Source organism: Streptomyces sp. NPDC096136, assembly GCF_044763325.1.
Lineage (GTDB): Bacteria > Actinomycetota > Actinomycetes > Streptomycetales > Streptomycetaceae > Streptomyces.
In genome coordinates, this window is record NZ_JBIWFZ010000002.1 from 519,363 (window position 1) to 541,356 (window position 21,994).

Below are 21,994 nucleotides of genomic sequence, written 5' to 3' on the forward strand. Positions count from 1 at the left end.
GTGCGATCCACGGGACCCCGTGATACTCACTACCTCCACGGGGGCGGAGATCGACGTCCCCTGCCAGGAACGTGCACAGCAAGGGGTGGGTCATGGCGTTGCTCCGGGGGGCGGGGCTGTCGCTGAAGCGATGGACGGGCAGAGCGCCCGCGCCGCAACTGCAGCAGGACTTCGGCGATCCCGCGGTGACGCGGATCCGCGAGGCCGCGGAGGCGGCGGACTGGGCCGGGGTCCGGGACGGGCTCCGGGCGCACCCGGAGGACGGGGACCGCTCCTGGCTGCTGTGGACGGTCGGCGACACCGCCGGCGTCGAGCGGTGGATCCGGGACGCGGTCGCGGCGGAACCCGGCTCGGCGCTGCCCCTGCTCGTCGCCGGGGCCCGCTCCATCAGCTGGGGCTGGGAGGCCCGGACGCGGGCGCGGGCGGCGGACGTGACGCGCGAGCAGTTCGAGGTGTTCCACGAGCGGCTGCGCCGGGCCGAGGAGTGGCTGTACCGGGCCGCCGAGCTGGAGCCCTCCTGGGTCTCCCCCTGGCACTTCCTCCAGGTCAGCGGCCGCGGTCTGGAGGTCGGCCCGGTCCTGGCACGGCGCCGGTTCGAGGCCGTCGTGCGCCGGGACCCGTACCATCTGCGGGCCCACCAGCAGCAGTTGCAGCAGGTCTGCAAGAAGTGGGGCGGCTCGCACGAGGAGATGCACGACTTCGCCCGCCGGTCGATGCTCGCCGCACCCGAGGGCAGTCCGCTCGGCCAGCTCGTCGCGGTCGCGCACATCGAGCACTGGACCTCCCTCGGCGACGGCCCGGACTGGCAGTACATGCGCCGCCCGGAGACGGCCGCGTCGCTGTGGGAGGCCGCCGAGCGGTCCGTCCTGCACCCGGACGCCGAACGGGGCAGGGGGTGGGCGCAGGTGTGCAACAGCTTCGCCCTGGCCTTCTCCCTCGCGGGCGAGCAGGAGCCCGCGCGCCGCTGTTTCGAGCTGACGCAGAACACCGTCACCGAGTTCCCCTGGAACTACGTCAACGCGGACCCGGTGACGGCCTACCGCCGCCACCGCTCGTCCGTCGGCGCCTGACCGACCGGGCCCCGGCCCTCCCCTCTCCCCCGCACACCGCGCGGCGCGCAGCCCCGGCGCGGTGTGCCTACCGAAAGATGCCCCAAGGTGCCGCACTCCGAGTCCGCCCACACCTTCCAGGTCGACCTCCGCGGTCTGGTGGACCTGCTCTCCCACCACCTCTACTCCAGCCCGCGCGTCTACCTGCGCGAGCTCCTGCAGAACTCCGTGGACGCCGTCACGGCCCGCCGCGCCGCCGACCCGGCCGCCCCCGCCTCCATCACCGTCCGCACCGGGGACGCGCTCACCGTCACCGACACCGGGATCGGCCTGACCGAGGCCGACGTCCACCGCTTCCTCGCCACCATCGGCCGCAGCTCCAAGCGCACCACGGACGGCGGCCTCGACGGGGCCGGGCTCGACGCGGCGCGCGGTGACTTCATCGGGCAGTTCGGCATCGGCCTGCTCGCCTGCTTCGTCGTCGCGGACGAGATCACCGTGGTGAGCCGGCACGCCGGCGACCCCGCCGCGCCCGCCGTCGAGTGGCGCGGCCACTCCGACGGCCGCTACACCCTCCGCACCCTGCCGGCCGACGCCGCCGTGGAGCCCGGCACCACGGTCCGGCTCGTCCCGCGCGCCGACAACGCCGAGTGGACGTCCCCCGCCCGGGTCGTCGAACTCGCCCGGCACTACGGGAGCCTGCTCCCGTACGAGGTCACGGTCACCGGACCCGACGGGGACACCGTCCGGATCGACGCCCCGCCGCCGTGGGAGCAGGAGCACCGCTCCCCGCTGGCCCGCCGCGAGGCCCTGGCCGCCTACTGCCGCACCCTCTTCGACTTCGCGCCGCTCGACACGATCGAGCTCGACCTGCCGGCGGCCGGGCTGCGCGGCGTCGCGTACGTCCTGCCGACCGCGCTCAGCCCGGCGCAGCGCGCGGGCCACCGCGTGCACCTGAAGGGCATGCTGCTCAGCGACCGGGCGACGGAACTGCTGCCCGACTGGGCGTTCTTCGTGCGCTGCGTCATCGACACGACCAGCCTGCGCCCGACCGCGTCCCGCGAGGCGCTGTACGAGGACGGCACCCTGTCGGCGGTCCGGGACGCGCTGGGCGTCCGGATCCGGGACTGGCTGACCGGGCTCGCCGCGAGCGATCCCGCGCTGCTGCACCGGTTCATCGACACCCACCACCTCGCGGTGAAGGCCCTCGCCCGGTACGACGACGAGCTGCTGCGCATCGTGCTGCCGTGGCTGCCGTTCGAGACCACCGACGGCAACGTCACCCTGGAGGAGTTCGCCCGGGCCCACGCCACGGTACTCGTCACGCGCAGCGTGGAGGAGTTCCGCCAGGTCGCGCCGATCGCGGCCGCGGCCGGCCTCGGGGTCGTCAACGGCGGCTACACCTACGACCGGGACCTGGTGCACCGGCTGCCCGAGATCCGGCCGGGCACGGCCGTGACGGACCTGGACCCGGCCACGGTCACCGCGCACCTGGACGCGGTGGAGCCGTCCGCCGAGATCCGCGCGGCGGCGTTCCTGGGCATCGCGCGGGAGGTGATCGCCGCCCAGGACTGCGACGTGGTCCTGCGCGACTTCCAGCCGGTGACGGCCCCGGCGCTGCTGCTGGACAACCGGGAGGCCCGCCACGAGCGGACCCGGTCCACGCTGGCCGCCGACAGCGACGGCCTGTGGGCGGACATCCTGGGCTCGCTGCGCAACGAGACCCCGCGCGCCCAGCTGGTCCTCAACCACCTCAACCCGCTGGTGCGCCAGGCCGTCACGATCGAGGAGCGCGGCCTCGCGGTCGCCGCCGCCGAATCCCTGTACGGGCAGGCGCTGCTGCTGAGCCGCCGCCCGCTCAAGGCGAGCGAGAGCGCCCTGCTCAACCGGGCCTTCATCGGCCTGCTCACCCACGCCATGCACCCCGGGGGCCGGGGCGGCGACGGCGCCGCGTCCGGCTCCGACTCCCGGAAGGACTCGTGATGACGGACACCCCGGAGGCCGTGTTCGAGGCGCTGCGCGAGAACCACGACCGCCCGCACGGCCTGCAGCGCACCATCACCGCAGAGGAACTGGTCGAGGCGGCCGAGCCGTTCGAGAAGCCCGAGGTGCTGGTCACGGCGCTGATGGAGCTGATGACGGCGTACGAGTTCACCGGAGAGCACCGCAAGGCGCCGGTGGTCTTCGCCCGGCTGCTGAAGCTGTGGGAGGACTCCCCGGGCGCGTTCAGCGAATGGGAGGCGGGCCAGGTCCTGTGGCGGTTCAAGTGGGTCACCACCTCGCTGCTCCATGTGCCCGAGGTCCCGCTGGCCGTGATCGAGGCCTGGACCGACCGGATGCGGGAGCGGTACGAGGCGGACGGGCACGGCGTGCAGCCGGTGGCGGCGATGCGCTACCACGTGGCCGCGCACACGGGCAGCGGTGTCGCCGACGCGTACGACCTGTGGGCGACGCGCCCGCGGACGCCGCTCAGCGACTGCGAGGCCTGCGAGACGCGGACCCACGCGCTGTTCCGGCTGTCGTCGGGTGAGGACGCGGCGGCGCTGGAGGTGTGGGAGCCGGTGCTCTCCGGCTCCTCCTCGTGCTCGGAGGAACCGCAGTCGAGCCGGGCCAGGGCGCTGCTGGCGCTGGTGCGCCAGGGCCGCACCGACGAGGCGCGGGCGTACCACCTGACCGGCTACCGCGCGGTGCGCGGCAAGGCGGGGACGCAGCAGGAGGTGGGGCTGCACCTGGAGTTCTGCGCGCTCACCCGCAACGAGGGGCGGGGGCTGGAGGTCCTGGCCGAGAACCGGCCGCTGTTCGAGGCGGCCGGCGCCCCGCTGAGCCGCCTCGGGTTCCTGACGGGCGTCGAGGTGCTGCTCGCCCGGCTGGTGGCGGACGGGCACGCGGACACCCCGGTCGCCGGGCCCCCGGGCCGCAGCTGGACGGCCGGCGCACTCCTGGTCACCGTACGGGCCGAGGCGGAGGCGCTGGCCGCCGCCTTCGACGCGCGCAACGGCACGACGGCGGTCGGCGACCGGCGGCGGGCCCGGCTGGAGCGGGCGCCGCTGCTGGACGAGCCGCTGCCGCTGGGGCTGCGCACCGCCGTCGCCGCCGTACGCCCGGCCGCCGCGGCGACGGCCGTCCCCGCGCGGACGGTGCGGGAGGTCCCGGGCGACTTCGTCGCGCTGGTGCGGGAGGCGCGGCGGCTGGCCGCCCTGGGGCACCCGGGCGACGCGGCGCTGTGGGCGCGGATCGCCGAGGCTGCGGACACCGAGGGCTACGTGCACGACGAGCGGATCGGCCCGGAGGGCCGGCTGCGGGCGGAGCTCGCCGAACAGCACGCCTTCGCCCTGCGGATGCGCGACGGCGAGGCCGAGGCCCTCGGGGCCATGGCGGAGGCCGCGGACCTGTTCGAGCGGGCCGGCATGGTCTGGGACGCCCTCTCGGCCCGGGCGATGGTCCTCGCCTGGACGCCGCGGCCCGACGCGGAGGACGGGCCGGCGGCCGACGAGGGGGCTCGGGACCCCGCGGCGGTGCGGGCCGGTCTCGACGCGCTCGTGCGGGAGGCGGGGGAGCTCGCGGCCGCGGGCACGGACGCGGGCGCCGCCTACGAGGTGCCCGGCGCCGACGGCACGGTCGCCGGCACCGGGCCGGGCAGCATCGCCGCCCGCCGGCACCTGGCGGTGCTGTACGCGCGGGTGTACGGCGCCTTCCACGAGGCCATGGCCGAGGCGCCGGAGGTGTCCGGGCCCGTCCGGGAGCGGTTCGAGGCGGCGGCCGACGCCCTGCGCGCGGAGGCGCTGCGGCTGTCGGCGCCCTACCAGGCGGCCAACGCGCTGGACTTCCGTGCCACGCTGGACCTGCGCCTCGGTGAGACCGAGCGGGCCGAGCAGGGGCTGCGGGCCGTGCTGGAGGAGCTGGCGACGGGTGCTCCGGAGCGTCCCTGGAAGGGCAACCGCCCCCGGGCGGTGCTCGCCCAGGTCCTGCTCGCCCAGGGGCGGCACGAGGAGGCCGCCGAGCTGCTGCACCAGGCGATCGCCCTCACGGTCCGCCACGACGACGCGGCCTTCCCGCTGGCGCCCGCCTACGCGATGCTCGGCCACGCGGCCACGCACACCGGCGACACCGCCGGCGCCGTGCGGCACCTCTCCGAGGCCGCGGACCGCTTCGACCGGGACGGCGACCACGACCAGGCGGCCGACGTCCGGCTCCAGCTCGCGGACCTGCTCCGGGGCGTCGGCCGGGCCGCTGAGGCCGTCGCCGTCCTGGAGTCGGTGACCGCCGACGGGACCGCCGGCCCCCTCGATCCGCGCCTGCTCGCGCAGGGCCGGCTGAGCCTGGCCCGGGGGCTGCGGGAACTGGACGAACACCTGGCGGCCGCCGAGGAGTTCCTGCGGCTGGCCGACTCCGCCGCGGCCTGGGGCGGGGAGGGCCGGGCGGTGCTCACCTCGGTGGCCTCGGAGGCGGCGGTCGCGCTCGCGACGGCCGACCGACCGGACGCCGCCCGGGCGGCGTACGCCCGCGCCCTCGAAACGCACGCGCAGGCCCCGAACCCCTCGGTGATCACGCAGATGATGCGCGAGTTCGCCCGGCTGGGCCAGGCGGCCCACGGTGCGGAGGGCGTGGAGGCCTCGCTCGCCCACCTCGCGGAGGCCGACGCCGTCTGCGCGGCGACGCCGCAGGACGCCGAGGAGTTCACCCCCTGGTTCGAGGCCGGCAGCATCCGCTACCGGCGCGCCCTCGTCCTCGCGGACGCCGGACGCTTCCCGGAGGCGCTGGCCGAGGCCGAGGCGTCGGTGGCCGCCCACGAAGGGGGCGGGGAGCAGGGCGAGGAGGCCCGGGCCGAAGCCGTGCGCGTCGCGGCGCTGATCGAGCACAACGGCCTGGGCCGTACCGGGGCGGCCGCCGCCCGCCTCGCGGCGGGAGCGGCCCGCTGCGACCGGAGCGGGCTCCCGGAGGCGGCCCGCGTCCTGGAGGGCCTGCGCCGGGAGATCACCTCCTCCCGCGAGGGCTGAACACCCGCGCCGTGCCCGGCGTCCGCAGACCGGGACGCCGGGCACGGGCGTGCCGCCCGTCAGGGGCGACGGCCGTCCGCCGCCGGCCGGGGCGCGCGCGGGCCGCGCAGCGGCAGGGTCCGGCTGAAGACGAGGTTGGTGGTCGTGCTCCCGAACTGCGCGAGCGCGTCGACGATCTCCTCCAGGTGGCCCATCGACGTGGCCGTCACGCGCAGGACGTAGCAGTCGTCCCCGGTGGTGCGCAGGCACTCCAGGATCTCCGGGCGTTCCGCGAGCAGCCGGTGCAGGGGTTCGTGCCGGGTGCCGGGGTACTTCAGCCGGACCACCGCGAGCACGGCGTGCCCGGTGCGCTCCAGGTCGACCTCCGCCCGGTACCCGGTGATCACCCGGAGCGCCTCCAGCCGGCGGACCCGCTCGGTGGTCGCCGACGCGCTCAGGTTGACGCGGCGCGCGAGTTCGGTGAAGGGGATCCGGCCGTCGCGCTGGACCTCCTCCAGGATCGCCCAGTCGGTCGGATCAAGACTCTCGGTCATCGGCCCAGATTACCGGCCGATCCACGGGCGAACGCCCCCTGGACCGGCGGGAATCCCTTCTGGGCGCCCGTACCGGCTGACTAGGCTCGGCGGCGTGAAGATCGGAGTCAACATCCTCAATTTCGGCCCGGGCACCGACCCGGGCGTCCTGCGCGGCTGGGCCCACACGGTGGAGGGCCTGGGTTTCGACCTGCTGATGGTCTCGGACCACGTCGCCGTCACGCCCGATGTCGCCGAACGCTATCCGGCGCCCTTCTACGAGCCGTTCACCACCCTGTCCTGGCTGGCCGGGATCACCAGCCGGGTGCGGCTCGGGACGACGGTCCTGGTGGCCCCGTACCGGCACCCGCTGCTGACCGCGCGGATGGCGGCCAACCTGGACGACCTCAGCGGCGGCCGGCTGGTCCTCGGCGTGGGGGTGGGATGGGCGCGGGAGGAGTTCGCCGCCCTGGGCATCCCGTTCGAGCGGCGCGGCCGGCTCACCGACGCCCACCTGCGGGGCGTCCGGGCGGCCTGGGAGGACACCGCCTCCTACGGCCGGCGGAGGATCCCGGTGTGGGTCGGCGGCAACAGCGAGGCGGGCATGCGGCGGTCCGTCCGGCTCGGGGACGCCTGGCATCCGCTGCGCGTCACCCTGCCGTGGCTGCGCGGGGCAGCGGAGCGGCTGCGGGCGTACGCGGACGAACACGGCGGTCCCGTTCCCGCGCTGGCCCCGCGCATCGCCCTGAAGCTCACCGGCACGCCCGTGGAGGGACCCCGGCGCCCCGCCGGCGAGGGCACGATCGACCAGGTCCTGGACGACCTCGAACAACTCCGCCTGCTGGGCGCCGAGTCCGTCGTCCTCGACCCCTACGGCGGCGACCCGCGCGAGACGCACCGTCCGCAGGCGGCCTGGCGGGACCTCGCCGCCGTCGCCGCACACCTCGACCTTTCCCGCCCCCTCACGACGGAGCAGCCGTGACCACCACCCCCGACGACCACTCCCTCCTCCTCCGCGCCGTCGCCCTCGCGGCCGAGGCCCGCACGGCCGGCGACCCGCCGTTCGGGTCGCTGCTGGCGGCACCGGACGGGACGGTGCTGGCGGAGGAACGCAACACGACGCTGACCGACCGCGACATCACCGCCCACCCCGAGCTCAAGCTGGCCCGGTGGGCGGCGCGGGAGCTGGACCCGGCGGCGGCGGCCCGCACCACGATGTACACCAGCTGCGAGCCCTGCACGATGTGCGGGGCGGTCATCCGGCAGGCCGGCCTGCGCCGGGTGGTCTTCGCCCTGTCGGGCGAACAGCTCCTGGACATCAGACCGGCCACCGGCCGGCCGCCCGTCCCGCAGGACGGCCCCGCCCTGTTCGAGGAGGTGCGGGCGGTGGTGGAGGGCTACTACCGCTGAGTGCCGGTGTCAGAGGTCCGGGATCCAGTTGCCGTGGAGGCCGAGGGGAACCCGGACGGGCAGGTGGACGCGGGCCAGGGGGCGGCCGGTGAAGTCCTGGGCGGAGAGGATCACCAGGTCCGCCGCGCCGCGGTCGGGGTCGTGCACGTAGGCCATGAGGTAGCCGTCGTCCTCGTCGGCCGGGGGCGCGGCGGCCGACGGCCTGCCGGGGGGTCCGGTGGGGACGAACACGGCTTCGCCGACCGCCGCGAACCGCCCGAACTCGTGGGCCTGCGTGGTCCCGCGCACCAGGTCGTGCTTGAGGAGCGCGTTGCTGAAGCCCTCGGCCGGGCGCGGGTCACCGGGGCCGGCGGGCGGGGCGTACAGTTCGACCGCCGCGGCGTAGCCGTAGCGGTACGGGCGGCCGGTGAAGGCGGCGTTGACGCGCGGGAACTCCTGGACGCGGTCGTCGAGGCACTCCTCGCGGACCGTGCCGGCGGCCAGGTCGACGGTCCAGCGGTACAGCGCGGGGCGGCTGCTGCCGACGTCGCGGATGTCGAAGCCCTCGGGGTGGCGGACGACGTCGACGACGAGGTCCGTGCCGGTCTCGTAGGCGTTGAGGGTGTGGCCGACCAGGCTGGGCGCCACGTCGAACCAGCGCACCTCGCCGCCGGCCCGGGGCATGACGCCCACGCGCGCCGGACGGGCGTGGTCCCAGACGAAGGGCACCCCGGTGGAGAGGTGGGCCGCGCTGAAGACGACGGGGCCGTCGTAGAGGACGACGTGGTGGTCGGTGAGCGCGAAGTCGTGCATGTAGGGGCTGCCGGGGGCCGCGATGGTCGTGGCGCGCCGCACGGTTCCGGTGTCGTCCGTCACGATGTGCTGGACGTGCTCGGAGCCGTACCGGAAGGCGAGGGAGTGCAGTTCGCGGGTGCGCGGGTCGAACACGGAGTGGGCGTTGGCGTTGAAGCCCTCCGGGGTCGCGCCGAGGTCGCAGGGGCCGATCGTGTCCAGGTCGTAGCCGAGCTCGTACGGCCGTAATCCCCCTTCGATCAGGACGAAGGTGCGCCCCGCCAGGCCGGCGACCTGGACGTTCGGCGCGAAGTCGGTCCGCTCGTCGACGGGCGCGCCGCGCCGCGGCTCCCCGAGCCGGTCCGCGACGGAGGCGGAGCGGACCCAGCGGTTGCGGTACCACTCGGCGCGTCCGTCGCGGATGCGGACGCCGTGCACCATGCCCTCGCCCAGGGTCCACAGGTGCGCGGCGGGGTCCTCCACGCCCAGCGGGTTGGGGCCCGTGCGCAGGTAGCGGCCGCTGAGCCCTGCCGGGATCCGGCCGGTGACGGGGAGGTCGTGGGCGGTGACCTCCTCGGTGACGGGGGCGAAGTTCCCCGACAGGTAGCGGTTGGCGGAGGTCCTGGGCTTCGTCATGCGGGGCGTCCTTCGTCCGTGGTGGTGGCGGGCCGGGCCAGGTACGCCCCCGCGACGGCGGTCATCAGCGCCTCGTAGCGGCGGGCCGCCGTGTCCGGCGGGAAGTGGCCGCCGAGCTCCAGGCTCACGGCCCCGTGGGCGGCGGCCCACAGGAGCTTCGAGATCTCGCGGGCGTCGCCGGGGCGGAAGACCCCGGCCTCGATGCAGGCCGCGACGGCGGCGGCGGAGACGCCGAAGGCCTCCTCGGCGGCGGAGAGGGACGTGGCGCCCGGGCGGTAGCCGGGGACGGTCTGCTCGAACATGATCCGGTAGTAGGCCGGTTCGGCCAGCGCGTGCGCCCGGTAGGCGGTCCCGAGGTCACCGAGGTGTGTCAGCGGATCGGGCGAGCCGGGCACGCGTTCCTGTGCGCGGCGCAGCCGGGCGAACCCCTCCTGGTACAGCGCGTCGATCAGGCCCTCCTTGCCGCCGAACATCGTGTACAGCACCTTCGTCGAGGTGCCGATCTCGGTGGCGATCCGGCGGATCGTCAGGGCGGGGATGCCTTCGGTGACCAGGAGGCCGATGGCGCGGTCGAGGACCGCGGTGCGCGCGGCCTCCTGGCCGGACCGCAGGGCGTCCTGGTAGAGCGTCATGGTCATGGGTAACAGCGTAACCCATGGGCAACAGTGTTACCTCACGGCCGCGTTGACGGCCCGTCGGAGGATGCAGCGACGCGTGCGCGTGCCCGCGGCGCCCCGGCGCGGGGCGCCGGGCGCGGATCAGTACGGAAGGCCGATCAGGCCCCAGCCGCGGCGGGCGGCCTCCGCCGTGACGGCGGACCATTCACGCAGGAGGGCGAGGGAGGCGTCGAAGGACTCGGGGCGGCCGGGCTCGGCCGCGCAGCGGGTCTCGAAGGGGGCGCGGAGGGACTCCAGGCCGGGCTCGGCCCGCCGCCAGGCGTCGGCGAGCGCCGCGACCGTCCGGGGCGGGGCCAGGAGGAGGGGCTCGCGGGTCCATGGGGTGGGGTCGTCCGGGAAGTCGGGGGCGATCGTCCTCTCACCGTCGGGGCCCGGCCAGAACAGGCCGCCCGCGAAGGTGTCCAGGGCCTCGCGCAGGCCGGGGGCGGCGGTGTCGCGGAGGTCGTCCCACAGGTTGCCCAGGCGGACGTGCCAGCCGTAGGAGCCCGTGGTGCCGAGGAAGCGGTACTCGGCGCACCACGGTTCGGCCCGGCCGGGCGGCCAGGTCCAGCCGCGGGGGGCGTCCAGGGCGGCGTTCCAGCAGGCGTCGCAGCAGGGGTCCGGCCAGACGGCGTCGTCCAGCACCTGCCGGCGCTCGGCCGCCGGTATGCGGCCGAGGCGGCCCCAGTCGGCCATGACCACCGTGATGTCCAGTCCCATGGACGGGAGGCTAGCAACGCCCGGTCGGCCGTGTGTCGGTCGCGGGGCGGGGCGGCGGGGTGCGGCACGGTGGGCTCCGGTGGGCGACCGTCCGGGTCGGCCCTCCCGGGCGCACGCGTGAGAGGTTCGGATGACCGACGACGGCACCTTCCCGAGCAGCCGCCGCGCCCTCCTGCTGGCGGCCGGTTCCGCCTCCCTCGCCGCGCTGGCCGCAGGCTGCGCACGACCGGCCTCGGCGCCGGCGGGCGGGACCACGCCCGACTGCGTACTGGCCGTGAAGGCGGGTGCGGGACCGAACTACGCCGGGCCGGGCCGGACCCGCTCGGACGTCACCGACGGGCGCGCGGGCGTGCCGCTGCGACTGGAGCTGACGGTGGTGCGCGCCTCGGCCGGGTGCCGGCCGCTCGCCGGGGCGGCCGTGGACATCTGGCAGGCCGACGCGGCCGGGGTCTACTCGGAGGGTCGGGAGACCTATCTGCGCGGGGTCCAGGTGACCGACGGGGCCGGCCGGTGCGCGTTCCGGACCATCGTGCCCGGCTGGTACGCGGGGCTGGCCCCGCACATCCACTTCAAGGTGCGGCCCGACGCGGGCACCGAGACGACCTCGCAGTTCTTCCTGCCCGAGGCGTTCCTGCGGGAGGTCTACGCCCGGCAGCCGTACGCGCTGCGCAAGGCCCCGCGCGACCCCAACGCGCACGACGACCGGTACCGGGCCGCCGCCGGCACGATGACGCTGACCCCCGTGGCGGAGGGCGCCGGGTACCGCGCCGCCTACACCGTGGGCATCGCCTGAGCGACCGCGGTCCTCCGCGGTGGGGGAACCGGCCGCCCGTCGCTTTTGAAGTTTCAACCTTCAGGTGGCGCAGGCGAGTTGGCCGGAACCCGAGATGACTGACGCGGTCCGCCCGTGTCATGATCAACCCTCACGTTACTTCTCGGTAACGCATTCAATTCCCCCCATTTACCGAATGGTTCTCCCTACGTGCGCACGTTCGCCCAACGCCTCCTGCTTCCCGGCCTGACCACGTTGGCGCTCGCCGCCGCCGGCTGCTCCTCGCCGGCGCACACCGACTCCGCCGGCCCGGGGGCCGCCCCCGGCGCCCCCGCCGCAGGCGGCAACCAGCACCTCGAAGTGGCCGCCGCCCCCCAGGGCCCGGCCGACCCCTCGCCGCTGGCCCGCACCTCCACCGGTGAGGGCCGGCCGGAGAAGTCCTCGCTGCGGGTCGCCTCCTACGACAAGAACAGCCAGCGGGCCGTCATAGCCCCGGCCCCCAAGCCCCCGAAGGGCGGCCAGAACACCCCCTCGAACGACTCCCCCGCCCCCGCCAAGCCGGTCGCCGTGGGCGACGTCATCGCCAGCGCCCCGGCTCCCGGCGCCCCCGACGGCCTCCTCGCGAAAGTCACCGAGGTCGTCGGGAAGACCGACCGCGGCACCGAGGTGAAGACCGCCCCCACGACCCTCTCCGCCGCCCTGGGCGAGGCCAAGGCCGACGGCAAGGTCAAGGTCGACCCCTCCGCCATGGTCGTCGAACCCCTGATGAAGGGGGTCACCTTCTCCTGGGCCAAGGGCGAGGGCGCCCGCTTCGGCCCCGAGGGCGCCAAGCTGCCCCTGGGCAACCTGCGGCTCGACGTGAACGCGGCGATCGACACCGCCAAGGACGCCCCCGCCTCGGCGGGCGCCTCGGTGTCCGGCTTCGTCCAGCTCGCCCCCCAGGTCGAGTTCTCGTACACGGGCACGAAGATCGGCTCCGCCCCCAGCGCGGCCTTCCTCGGCATGAGCGGCGACTGGTCCTCGCAGTGGGCCCTCAAGGGCCGCGCGGCGGCGAGCACCGGCTCGCCCAAGCGCATCCCGTTCGCCAAGCTGCACAGCGCCCCCGTCATCCAGGTGGGCCCGGTCCCGGTCGTGGTCAACCTCGACCTGACCACGTACATCCAGGTCGAGGCCGACGGCCAGGTCACCCTCGACGTCCAGCAGGACGTCAAGGGCGACTTCCGCGTCGGCGGCAGCTACGCGGCGGGCAAGGGCTGGCAGCCGGTCAGCACCTCGGCCGTCAACAGCTCCCCCGTGAAGGCCACCGTCGCCGCCGCCGGGCGGGTCAAGGGCGCCCTGGGCGCCGAGGCCTCCGTCGGCCTGTACGGGGCCGTCGGCGTCGGTGCCGACTTCGCCCCCTACCTGCGCGGCGAGGCCGACGCCAAGGCGTCCGCGTCCACCGACGGGAAGACCTCCGTCAGCGGTGCCTGGGCCCTGTACGGCGGCTTCGACCTGAACGGACAGCTGCACCTCCAGCTGTCCCTGTTCGGCACGCCCGTCCTGGAGCGCCGCATCCCGCTGGGCTCCCTGCACCGCGAGTGGCCGCTGGTCAGCGGCAGCGCCGGACGCTAGCCCCCACTCCGCGGCGGGCGGGGGCCCTCGGGCCCCGCCCGCCGCGGAGCCATTTGACCAACGGGCTCTACGTGCCGGTAACTTGTGGCCGTCCTGGACTCCCGACGGAAGGGAAGGCGCGTGGCGGACCACGACCTGACCGGCTACACCAAGAGCACGTTCACCCACGACGGCGCCACCCGCCGGGTGCTGCGCCGGGGCACGGGCCCGGCCGTGATCATCCTGGCCGAGGTCCCGGGCATCACCCCCAAGGTCCTGGAGTTCGCCGGGCGCGTGGCCGACACCGGCTGCACGGCCGTGCTCCCGGTGCTCTTCGGCACCCCCGGCCGCGACGCCAACCCCGCCACCGCCGGCTGGGCCAACACCGCCCGCGCCATGGCCTCGACCATGTGGCAGGTCTGCGTGAGCCGGGAGTTCACCCTGCTGGCGACCGGACGCAGCTCGCGCGTGGTGCGGTGGCTGCGGGCGCTGGCCGCCGCCGAGCACGAGCGCTGCGGCGGGCCCGGGGTGGGCGCCGTCGGCATGTGCCTGACCGGCGGATTCGCCCTGGCCATGGCCACGGACGAGCGGATGCTGGCGCCGGTGCTGTCCCAGCCCTCGCTCCCGCTGCCGTGCACGGCGGGCCGTGCCGGCTCGATCGACATCAGCCCGCAGGAGCTGGCGGTCGTCCGCGGGCGCTGCGAACGCGAGGGGCTCCAGGTCCTGGGGCTGCGCTTCAAGGGGGACCGCCTGGTCCCCGGGGACCGGTTCGCGTTCCTGCGCCGCGAGCTCGGCGACGCGTTCGTCGCCGTCGAGCTGGAGGACGGCGACGCCGCCCCGCACAGCCCCCTGCCGGCGCACTCCGTCCTGACCGAGCACCTCGTCGACGAGCCCGGCCAGCCCACGCGGCAGGCGCTGGACACCGTGCTCGACCTGTTCCGCGAGAAGCTGCTCGGCACCGAGGCGGACGCCTCCGCATGAGCCGGCGGCCCGGGGCGCGGGGCCCCGGGCCGCCGGTACGGTTCGGTTCGGTGCGCTTCGGTTCGGCTCAGTAGACGAGCTTGTACGTGACGTCCTTGTGCACGGGCGCCGGCGCGGTGTCCGTGTACAGCAGCCGGATCTTGGTGAAGCGCTGGACACCGGGGTGCGCGGGCCAGGCAAGCGGCTCGCTCAGGGTGACCGTCACGGGATAGGGGCGGAAGCGCCCCGCCGCGCAGTAGGGGCGGCAGTCGTTCACCATGTCGGTGCCGGTGGCGGTCGCCGTGCTCGCGCCCCAGGTGTCCCAGTCGAGTCCGACCAGGCGGTTGTTTCCGTCACCGCAGGCCAGGATGAACTCCTCGGGCCGTACCTGGGCCGCCGAGGCGCAGTCCACGACCACCACCGGGTAGGGGTCCTGCGGCCTGGGGGCCTGCGCCGCCGCGGGCGCCGCCACCGCCGCCAGGGCGGCCGCCGCGCACAGCAGGCCGGCCCTCCGCCTCCACTGCCGGGCCGGACGGGCACGCCGCCGTTCTCCTGAAGCGTCCACGAGCCACTCCTCACCAGTCGGCTCCGCGGTCGGCACCACTGCCACCATCTCCAGCTTTGCCCATCCGGGCGAGCCGCGCACCCGCAGCGGGCCGTCGAGGACGACCGTGCGAGGGCCCGGCACCGCTCCGCCACCCCGTTCCGACGGCCGGCCGGCCACCCCCTCGGGCCGACGCGCGGCCCCGGAGTGGCTCTCGGGGCGGCTTTCGGGGCACAGGGGTGAAGACGTATCCATCATGACAGGTCAGAGGGGGTTTTCGTAGGACCGAAAGCACAGCGCTTTGCCCTTGTTCGGGGTCCTGTGCGGCTTTCAGAATCTCCCTCATGAATTCCACGGCGCCCATCAATCACGAAGCCCTCCTGCGAGCCCGCGTGGCCCTCCTCGGATCGGGATCCCTGCCGGTCCGTCAGGAGGTCGCCGCCTACCGGCTGCTGGTGCAGGTGAGCCCGCTGGCCTATCTGCCGCGGCTGGCGGAGGCCCTGTACGAGTACAGCCGCCAGGAGTTCGCCCACCAGCCCGGCACAGCCCTCGCCCTCCGGGCCGAGGCCGTCGCCGCCGCGCGCCGGATGTGCGCGCTGGAAGCCGGTCGGACGCCGCTGCTGCACACCGCGCTGGTGCGCTACCGGGAGCAGCTGGAACTCCTGGCCCGCCGGGAGGAACTCGCCGCCGTGGAGGAGGAGATCGTCCTTCTCGGGCGCGGGGGGCACTGACCCCCGGGCGTGTGCGGCTTTCTTAGCGGAACGTTAGATCTGGGTGCCGGGCCTTGTCCGGGTGCGGTGGCGCATCCAGTCTGGGCACTCCCCCGGATCCGGGGGTGCCACCCCTCCCCATCAGGGACTTCCGTCTGGAGCCGCCATGCCCCCGTCCGCCGTCACGCTCGGCCCGCCGCCCTCGGACGAGCGCCGCAGGCGCCGTCTCGCGCTCGTCGGGGGGTCCCTCGGGAACCTCGTGGAGTGGTACGACTGGTTCGTCTACGCCAGCTTCGCGATCTACTTCGCCGACTCCTTCTTCCCCGGCGACAACCCGACCACCCAGCTGATGAACACCGCGGGCATCTTCGCCGTCGGCTTCCTGATGCGTCCCGTCGGCGGGTGGATCCTGGGGCGGGCCGCCGACCGGCACGGGCGCAAGAGCGCGCTCACGCTCACCGTCACCATGATGTCGGCGGCCGCCCTGCTGATCGCCGTCGCCCCGACCTACGGCCAGGCCGGCTACTTCGGGGCCGTCGTGCTGCTGCTGGCACGGCTGCTCCAGGGGATGAGCATCGGCGGGGAGTACGCGGCCAGCGCGACCTACCTGACCGAGGCCTCGGCCCGCGACCGGCGCGGGCTGGGGTCCTCGTTCCAGTACGTGTCCATGACCTGCGGGCAACTCCTCGGCCTGGCGATCCTCATCACCATGCAGCACACGCTGACCAAGGAGCAGCTGGGCAGCTGGGGCTGGCGGGTCCCGTTCGCGCTCGGGGCGGTGTTCGCGGTCGTCGTGTTCTGGCTGCGGCGCCGACTCCAGGAGACCGACGCCTTCAAGGAAGACGGTGCGCACGACGACAGTGCGCGCGGCTCCCTCAAGGCGCTGTGGGAGCACCGCCGGCAGGCCGGGCTGGTCATGGCCCTGACCCTCGGCGGCACGGTCGCGTACTACACGTACACCACCTACCTCACCAAGTACCTGGTCGGCAGCGCGGGCATGGCCAAGACCACGGCCACGCTGGTGAGTTTCACCGCGCTGGCGCTCTTCGCCGCGCTCCAGCCGCTCGCCGGGATGCTGTCCGACCGGATCGGCCGGCGGCCCCTGCTGATCACCTTCGCGGTGGGCTGCACCGTCGGCACCTACCCGATCATGACGGCGCTCGGGTCGGCGTCCTCGTACTGGTCCGCGCTCGGCCTGTCCCTGCTGGCCCTGGTGATCGTCACCGGCTACACCTCCATCAATGCGGCGGTGAAGGCCGAGCTGTTCCCCACCCGGGTCCGCGCGCTGGGCGTGGCGCTGCCGTACGCGGTCGCCAACGCGCTCTTCGGCGGCACGGCGGAGTACGTGGCGCTGTGGTTCAAGAACGGCGGCCACGAGAAGATGTTCTTCTGGTACGTGTCCGGCTGCGCCCTCGTCTCGCTGGTGACGTACGTCCTGATGCCGGACACCCGCGACGCGGCGCTCAGCCGCGCCGAGGAGGAGGCCGGGGCGCGGTCCGGCGCCGCGGCGGCCGCGGGGGCGGCGCGATAGGCTGCCGGCCGGTTCGGGGGTCCGGGGTGCGGGGAGGTTGCCGGTGCACGCGCTGCTGGTGGAGGACGACGACCGCATGGCCCGGGCCCTGGGCACCGCCCTCGCCCGGCGCGGGCACACCGTCCGCCGGGTGGGTCGGGCCCTGGACGCCCTGCGGCACGTCCGCGAGGCCGAGTTCGTCCTGCTCGACCTCGGCCTGCCCGACCTCGACGGGCTCGAACTGCTGCGGCGGCTGCGGACGGTCTGCGACGCTCCGCTGATCGTGGTGACGGCGCGCTGCGAGGAGCGCGACGTCGTACAGGGACTGCGGGCGGGCGCCGACGACTACGTGGTCAAGCCGTTCCGGATGGCGGAGCTGATCGCCCGGATCGACACCGTGCGGAGGCGGACGGGGGCGTACGGGGCCCGTACGGGCGGCGGGACGGCCGACGGGGGCTCCCGGGCGGTGCGCGCCGGTGACGTCGAGGTGGACCCGGCGGGGCGGACCGTCACGGTGGCCGGCAGCGAAGTCCGGCTGACGCGCCGGGAGTTCGACGTACTGGCCTTCCTGGCCGCCCGTCCGCAGGAGGTCCACTCGCGCGAGGAGATCCTGGACCGGATCTGGGGCGACGCCTTCCTCGCCGCCTCCCGCTCCCTCGACGTGCACGTGGCGGGCGTGCGCGCCAAGACGGGCCGCCCGGGCCTGGTGCGCACGGTGCGCGGGTTCGGCTACCAGCTCGGCTCGGCGGCCGCCGTGCTCGGGGAGCGGGACGCGGGCCGGTGAGGCGCAGGCTGCTCGCGGTCCTGATGGTGCTCATGGGGGTCGCCGCGCTGCTGCTCTGCATGCCCCTGGCCGACGCGTACGCGCGGGGGCGGACCGAGCACCTGCTGCTCCAGCGGCGTTCGGAGGCCGTGCGGTTCGCCGACCTCGCCGACCGGACGGGCAGCGAGGCCGACGGGGCGGAGCTGTCCGCCGAGATCGGCCGGTACGCGCAGCTGTACGGGGCCTCGGTGCTCGTGGTCGACGCGGCCGGGGCGCCGGTGGCGCGGGCCGCGGGCGCGGGGCCCGCCGCGCGGACCCCGCTGTCCGGGGCGGTGGACGCCCGCCGGCGGGCCCTGACCGGGCGCTCCACCGACCGGCTGCCGACGATCCGTCCCTGGGGCCCGGACAGCGCGGTCCTCGCCGAGCCGGTGGGGCGGGACGAGCGGGTCAGCGGGGCGGTGCTGATGGCCGTGCCCACGGACGCCGCCCGCCGGGACGTCGCGGTCCGCTGGTCGCTGATCGCCGCCGGGGCGGTCGCCGCCTTCGCGGCGGCGGCCCTGGTCGCGGCGGGGATCACGCGGTGGCTGATGCGGCCGGTCCTCGATCTGGACCGGGCGGTGGAGCGCCTGGCGGCCGGCAGCCTGCGGGCCCGGGCCGCCTCCGAGACGGGTCCGCCGGAACTGCGGCGGCTGCGGCGGCACTTCAACGGGATGGCGGAGGCCGTCGCCGACTCCCTCGGCCGCCAGCGGGACTTCGTCGCCGACGCCTCCCACCAGCTGCGCAACCCCCTGGCCACGCTGGTCCTCCAGCTGGAGAACGTCGAACCGTACGTCGCCCCGGGCCCGGGCCTGGCCGAGCACGCCCGGGCCCTGGACGAGGCGGAGCGGCTGGAGGAGCTGCTGGACGGGCTGCTGTCGCTGGCCCGGGTGGAGTCGGGGGCGGCGGAGCTCGCGGACCAGGACCTGGCGCGGGCGGTACGGGGCCGGGTGGAGGCCTGGGCACCGGTCTTCGGCGCCGCGGGCCTGGAGCTGGCGGCCGACGGCCTCCCGCGGGAGCTGCCCGTACGCGCCCTGCCCGACGCGGCGGGGCGGATCCTGGACGCGCTCCTCGACAACGCGGTGAAGTTCGTACCGCGCGGCGGCCGCGTGGAGGTGCGCGCGTGGGCCGCGCCGGGCGGGGAGGCCGTCGTCCGGGTCGCCGACGACGGTCCCGGGGTGCCGGCGGACCAACTGGGCCTGCTGACACGTCGTTTCGCCCGCTCCCCCGAGCACCAGAACGTGCGCGGCAGCGGGCTGGGGCTGGCCATCGCGGAGGAGATCGCCCGGATCAGCGGGGGCCGGCTCGGCGCCGCCCCGAACCTCCCGCGGGGTCTGGCCTTCGAGTTCCGGCTGCCGCCCCCGGCGGACGGTCAGCCGTACACCGAGCGGTAGTACGAGACCGCGCCCGGGTGGAGCGGCACTGCGCCGGTGGATATCGCGAAGCGGGGTTCCAGCCGCACGCCCGCCGTGACCTCCCCCAGCAGGTCGCCGCGACGGTCGAAGACCACCCGCAGCAGTTCGGCCGTCGCGCCCGCGGCCACGTCCTCGCGGGCCAGGAGGTAGTTGCCGACGCCGATGGTGCCCACCGGCGCGGTCAGTCCGTAGGCCCCGGCGGGCAGGGTGACCGGGGTGTAGACGGGGCCGAAGCGCCGGCGCAGCACGTCCGCGAGGCCGTCCAGCGCGAGGAAGCGCAGGGGCAGTGCGCGGGCCAGGTCCGTCAGGGCCGGGGTGGGCACGCCGCCGGACCAGAACACGGCGTCGACCGAGCCCCCGCGCAGCGCGGCCGCCGACTCGGCCAGGCCCAGCTGCCGTTCGTCCGCCGCCGCCGGGCCCTCGGACAGCCCGGCGGCGCGCAGCACGCGGGCCGCCACCACCTGCGCCCCCGACCCGGCGGCGCCGACGGCGACCGGGCGTCCGGCGAGGTCCGCCACGGAGCGGACCGGTCCGGCGGCCGGGACCAGCAGGTGGGTGTAGTTGACGTAGACGCGGGCCAGTGCCGTCACCGGGACCCGGCGGGCGAACGGTTCGCGCCCCAGGGCGGCGTCCTCGGCCACGTCGGCCATGGACAGCGCGAGGTCGACGGAGCCCTCGTCGAGCCGGCGCAGGTTGTCCACGCTCGCGGCGGTGGCCACCGGCGCGATCTCCAGCCGGCCGCCGCCGGCGTCGGCGGCGGCCCGGGCGAGGGCCCGCCCGAAGGCGTTGTACGGGCCTCCCGGCGGCCCGGTCGCCAGCCGCAGCCGCGCCGCGGGGCCGGAGCTCGCGGAGCATCCGGCCAGGGCCGCCGCCGCGACCGCGCCGAACACCGCGCCCATCAGGCGTCGGCGTCCGGCCGCCGCGTCGGCCGCCGCGTCGGCCGCTGCGTGGGTCACGGCGTGGGTCACGGCGTGGGTCACGGCGTGGGTCACGGCGTGGGTCACGGCGGCAGCTTAGGCCGTCCGGCCGCCGCTCAGGCGGGCAGGTCCTCCGCGGTGGGGACGACGACGCCGAACAGGTCGGTGATCGTCGTCAGCGCCGCGGCCTGGAGGGCCGCGGCGGGTTGGACGGTGCCGTCCGGGGCGGCCAGGGCGCGGGTGGCGGTGGCCCCGGCGACGACCGTGGGACGGTAGCCGAGGTTGAAGGCCTCCTGGGCGGTGAACGTGATGCACATGTGCGTCATGAACCCGGCCAGGACGAGGTCCTTGCCGCTGCCGGCCTCGAAGCCGAGTCCGGCCAGGGTCTCCTCCAGCCCGGTGGCGCGGAAGGCGTTGGGGAACCCCTTGACGACGACGGGCTCGCCGTCGGCCGGGGCGACCTCGTCGGCGATGGCGCCGATGTGCGCGCGAACGTCGTACGGGCTGCCCTCGCCGCCGTCGTGGACGACGTGGACGACGGGGGTGCCGGCCGCGCGGGCGCGCTCCAGCAGGCGGGCGCCGGCCGCGAGGGCCTCCTCGGCGCCCTCCAGGGCCATGACGCCGGTGCGGTAGGTGTTCTGGAAGTCGATCATGACCAGGGCGGACTCACCCAGCCGCGGCGGCCGGGACTCCAGTCCGCTCAGCTCCCGCAGGGTCGCGGACGCGGTGGCGGTGGCGGTGGTGCTCGTGGTGCTCACAGGATGCCTTTCATCGGGATGCGGTCCGGCGGAATCGGGCAGGGCGAAGCGCTCCGCCCGGCCGTCCGCCGGGGGAAAGGGGTGGTGGGGGGGGTCCGGGGCCCTCAGGCCGTCCGGGTGCGGAAGCGGCGCCGGTAGGCCGCCGGGGTGGTGGCGAGCTGCCGCCTGAAGGCCCGGTGCAGGGTCTCCGCCGAGCCGAGTCCGGAGCCGGCCGCCACCTGGTCGAGCGGACTGTCGGTGGTCTCCAGCAGGCGGCGGGCCAGTTCGACGCGGACCGCTTCGACGTACGCGGCGGGGCTGGTGCCCGTCTCCTGGGTGAAGACGCGGGCGAAGTGCCGTTCGCTCAGGCACATCCGGGCGGCCAGGACCGGAGCGGACAGATCGGCGTCGGGGTGGTCGGCGATCCACAGCCGCAGTTCGTCGATGTCCCGGCGCCCGGCGGCCGGGCGGCTGAGCGGTACGGAGAACTGGCTCTGGCCGCCCTGCCGCTTGAGGTACATCACCAGCTGCCGGGCCACGGCGAGCGCGGTCTGCTCGCCGAGGTCCTCGGCGACCAGCGCGAGCGCCAGGTCCAGGCAGGCGCTGATCCCGGCCCCCGTCCACAGCCGGCCCCGGTCGCTCCGGACGAAGATCGGGTCCGGGTCGACCGTGACCGCGGGGTGGTCCGCGGCGAGCTGGGCGGCGGTCGACCAGTGGGTGGTGGCCGTCCTCCCGTCCAACAGCCCGGCGGCGGCCAGCAGATGGGCCCCGACGCAGACCGACGCCACGCGCCGGGCGTGCGGCGCGGTCTCCCGCACCCAGGCCACGACCTCCTCGTCGATCCGGGCGACCGGGCCGTCCTCGGCCATGTCGACCGCGCCCGGCACGAGCAGGGTGTCCACCTGCGCGCCGACCTCGGCGAACGCCACGTCGGTCAGCAGCCGCACGCCCGCCGACGTGCGCACCGCCCCGGCGGCGGAGCCGGCGAGGCGGACCTCGTACCCGGCCCGGCCCGCGGTCTCGCGGTTGGCCAGCGCGAAGACCTCGGCGGGGCCGGTGACGTCGAGGAGGTCGACATCGGGGAAGACCGCGATGACGACACGGTGCGGGGTGGGCATGGCCCCATCCTCGCCGCGCCCGCGGCACGGCCGCAATGACGCTTCCCCGTCACATTCGGACACGCCGGTCAACAGGGCCGGGCCGGTCGCGGTCCTCCCGCCAGGCGATCGGGTGATCTAGCGCCACCTCGCGGGGAGGTGTCCCGTTACCAGGAAGACCTCCCCAGCCGG

General features: G+C 75.5%; 20 protein-coding genes. 12 read left to right on the forward strand and 8 right to left on the reverse strand.

Features of this window, described 5'->3' with window-relative positions; translation table 11 throughout:
* Nucleotides 1-92 precede the first annotated feature (92 nt).
* The 3 genes from ACIRBY_RS05530 (at nt 93) to ACIRBY_RS05540 (ending at nt 6,046) form a co-directional block, all read left to right on the forward strand.
* Entirely contained in the window at nt 93-1,070 is a 978-nt protein-coding gene (locus ACIRBY_RS05530) for a hypothetical protein (RefSeq protein WP_403896512.1), read from the forward strand.
* An 87-nt stretch (nt 1,071-1,157) separates the two neighbouring features.
* Complete coding sequence (locus ACIRBY_RS05535) at nt 1,158-3,032, forward strand: HSP90 family protein (protein WP_403896514.1); 1,875 nt, start codon at nt 1,158-1,160, stop codon at nt 3,030-3,032.
* Complete coding sequence (locus ACIRBY_RS05540; protein WP_403896517.1) at nt 3,032-6,046, forward strand: hypothetical protein; 3,015 nt, start codon at nt 3,032-3,034, stop codon at nt 6,044-6,046. Before ACIRBY_RS05535 ends, ACIRBY_RS05540 begins: the two co-directional genes overlap by 1 nt.
* A 59-nt stretch (nt 6,047-6,105) precedes the next feature.
* On the opposite strand, the gene ACIRBY_RS05545 is transcribed toward ACIRBY_RS05540, so the two are convergent.
* Nucleotides 6,106-6,579, reverse strand: a complete 474-nt coding sequence (locus ACIRBY_RS05545; protein WP_403896519.1) for an Lrp/AsnC family transcriptional regulator — start codon at nt 6,577-6,579, stop codon at nt 6,106-6,108.
* A 94-nt stretch (nt 6,580-6,673) separates the two neighbouring features.
* Here ACIRBY_RS05545 and ACIRBY_RS05550 point away from each other — a divergent pair, with 94 nt between their 5' ends.
* Together ACIRBY_RS05550 and ACIRBY_RS05555 are read left to right on the forward strand one after the other, a co-directional pair.
* Nucleotides 6,674-7,540, forward strand: a complete 867-nt coding sequence (locus ACIRBY_RS05550; RefSeq protein WP_403896522.1) for an LLM class flavin-dependent oxidoreductase — start codon at nt 6,674-6,676, stop codon at nt 7,538-7,540.
* A complete protein-coding gene (locus ACIRBY_RS05555) occupies nt 7,537-7,968 on the forward strand; it encodes a nucleoside deaminase (protein WP_403896525.1) in 432 nt (143 codons plus the stop codon). Before ACIRBY_RS05550 ends, ACIRBY_RS05555 begins: the two co-directional genes overlap by 4 nt.
* A gap of 9 nt (nt 7,969-7,977) precedes the next feature.
* Here ACIRBY_RS05555 and ACIRBY_RS05560 read toward each other — a convergent pair whose 3' ends face one another.
* The 3 genes from ACIRBY_RS05560 to ACIRBY_RS05570 form a co-directional block, all read right to left on the reverse strand.
* Nucleotides 7,978-9,375, reverse strand: coding sequence for a carotenoid oxygenase family protein (locus ACIRBY_RS05560; protein WP_403896528.1), 1,398 nt, complete (start codon nt 9,373-9,375; stop codon nt 7,978-7,980).
* Nucleotides 9,372-10,013, reverse strand: a complete 642-nt coding sequence (locus ACIRBY_RS05565; protein ID WP_403896531.1) for a TetR/AcrR family transcriptional regulator — start codon at nt 10,011-10,013, stop codon at nt 9,372-9,374. Before ACIRBY_RS05565 ends, ACIRBY_RS05560 begins: the two co-directional genes overlap by 4 nt.
* 120 nt (nt 10,014-10,133) lie before the next feature.
* Nucleotides 10,134-10,751 carry a hypothetical protein gene (locus tag ACIRBY_RS05570; RefSeq protein WP_403896533.1) on the reverse strand — a complete coding sequence of 206 codons (618 nt, stop codon included), beginning with the start codon at nt 10,749-10,751 and terminating at the stop codon, nt 10,134-10,136.
* 130 nt (nt 10,752-10,881) lie between these two features.
* On the opposite strand from ACIRBY_RS05570, the gene ACIRBY_RS05575 reads away from it, so the two are divergent.
* The 3 genes from ACIRBY_RS05575 to ACIRBY_RS05585 all read left to right on the forward strand — a co-directional run bounded on the left by ACIRBY_RS05575 (nt 10,882) and on the right by ACIRBY_RS05585 (nt 14,094).
* Nucleotides 10,882-11,544: an intradiol ring-cleavage dioxygenase gene (locus ACIRBY_RS05575; RefSeq protein WP_403896536.1), complete on the forward strand. Its 663-nt coding sequence runs from the start codon at nt 10,882-10,884 to the stop codon at nt 11,542-11,544.
* A 189-nt stretch (nt 11,545-11,733) separates the two neighbouring features.
* Nucleotides 11,734-13,134 (forward strand): hypothetical protein, encoded by a 1,401-nt coding sequence (locus ACIRBY_RS05580; RefSeq protein ID WP_403896538.1) that lies wholly within the window; start codon nt 11,734-11,736, stop codon nt 13,132-13,134.
* A 120-nt stretch (nt 13,135-13,254) separates the two neighbouring features.
* Entirely contained in the window at nt 13,255-14,094 is an 840-nt protein-coding gene (locus ACIRBY_RS05585; RefSeq protein ID WP_403896541.1) for a dienelactone hydrolase family protein, read from the forward strand.
* Between the two features lie 67 nt (nt 14,095-14,161).
* On the opposite strand, the gene ACIRBY_RS05590 is transcribed toward ACIRBY_RS05585, so the two are convergent.
* On the reverse strand, nt 14,162-14,761 hold the full coding sequence (locus ACIRBY_RS05590) for a hypothetical protein (protein WP_403896544.1): 600 nt from the start codon (nt 14,759-14,761) through the stop codon (nt 14,162-14,164).
* 200 nt (nt 14,762-14,961) lie between these two features.
* Between ACIRBY_RS05590 and ACIRBY_RS05595 the strand changes: the two genes are divergently transcribed.
* The 4 genes from ACIRBY_RS05595 to ACIRBY_RS05610 all read left to right on the forward strand — a co-directional run bounded on the left by ACIRBY_RS05595 (nt 14,962) and on the right by ACIRBY_RS05610 (nt 19,030).
* Nucleotides 14,962-15,348, forward strand: a complete 387-nt coding sequence (locus tag ACIRBY_RS05595; RefSeq protein WP_403896547.1) for a hypothetical protein — start codon at nt 14,962-14,964, stop codon at nt 15,346-15,348.
* Nucleotides 15,349-15,493: 145 nt separating this feature from the next.
* On the forward strand, nt 15,494-16,858 hold the full coding sequence (locus tag ACIRBY_RS05600) for an MFS transporter (protein ID WP_403896549.1): 1,365 nt from the start codon (nt 15,494-15,496) through the stop codon (nt 16,856-16,858).
* Between the two features lie 43 nt (nt 16,859-16,901).
* The gene (locus tag ACIRBY_RS05605; RefSeq protein ID WP_403896552.1) at nt 16,902-17,621 is read left to right on the forward strand and encodes a response regulator transcription factor; all 720 of its coding nucleotides are present in this window, start codon (nt 16,902-16,904) and stop codon (nt 17,619-17,621) included.
* Nucleotides 17,618-19,030 carry an ATP-binding protein gene (locus ACIRBY_RS05610; protein WP_403896555.1) on the forward strand — a complete coding sequence of 471 codons (1,413 nt, stop codon included), beginning with the start codon at nt 17,618-17,620 and terminating at the stop codon, nt 19,028-19,030. Before ACIRBY_RS05605 ends, ACIRBY_RS05610 begins: the two co-directional genes overlap by 4 nt.
* Here ACIRBY_RS05610 and ACIRBY_RS05615 read toward each other — a convergent pair.
* The 3 genes from ACIRBY_RS05615 to ACIRBY_RS05625 form a co-directional block, all read right to left on the reverse strand.
* Complete coding sequence (locus ACIRBY_RS05615) at nt 19,009-20,055, reverse strand: TAXI family TRAP transporter solute-binding subunit (protein WP_403896558.1); 1,047 nt, start codon at nt 20,053-20,055, stop codon at nt 19,009-19,011. The genes ACIRBY_RS05610 and ACIRBY_RS05615 overlap by 22 nt on opposite strands.
* Nucleotides 20,056-20,084: 29 nt before the next feature.
* The gene (locus ACIRBY_RS05620) at nt 20,085-20,726 is read right to left on the reverse strand and encodes a cysteine hydrolase family protein (RefSeq protein WP_403896561.1); all 642 of its coding nucleotides are present in this window, start codon (nt 20,724-20,726) and stop codon (nt 20,085-20,087) included.
* Nucleotides 20,727-20,830: 104 nt separating this feature from the next.
* Nucleotides 20,831-21,823, reverse strand: coding sequence for a GlxA family transcriptional regulator (locus ACIRBY_RS05625; RefSeq protein ID WP_403896564.1), 993 nt, complete (start codon nt 21,821-21,823; stop codon nt 20,831-20,833).
* Nucleotides 21,824-21,994 lie beyond the last annotated feature (171 nt).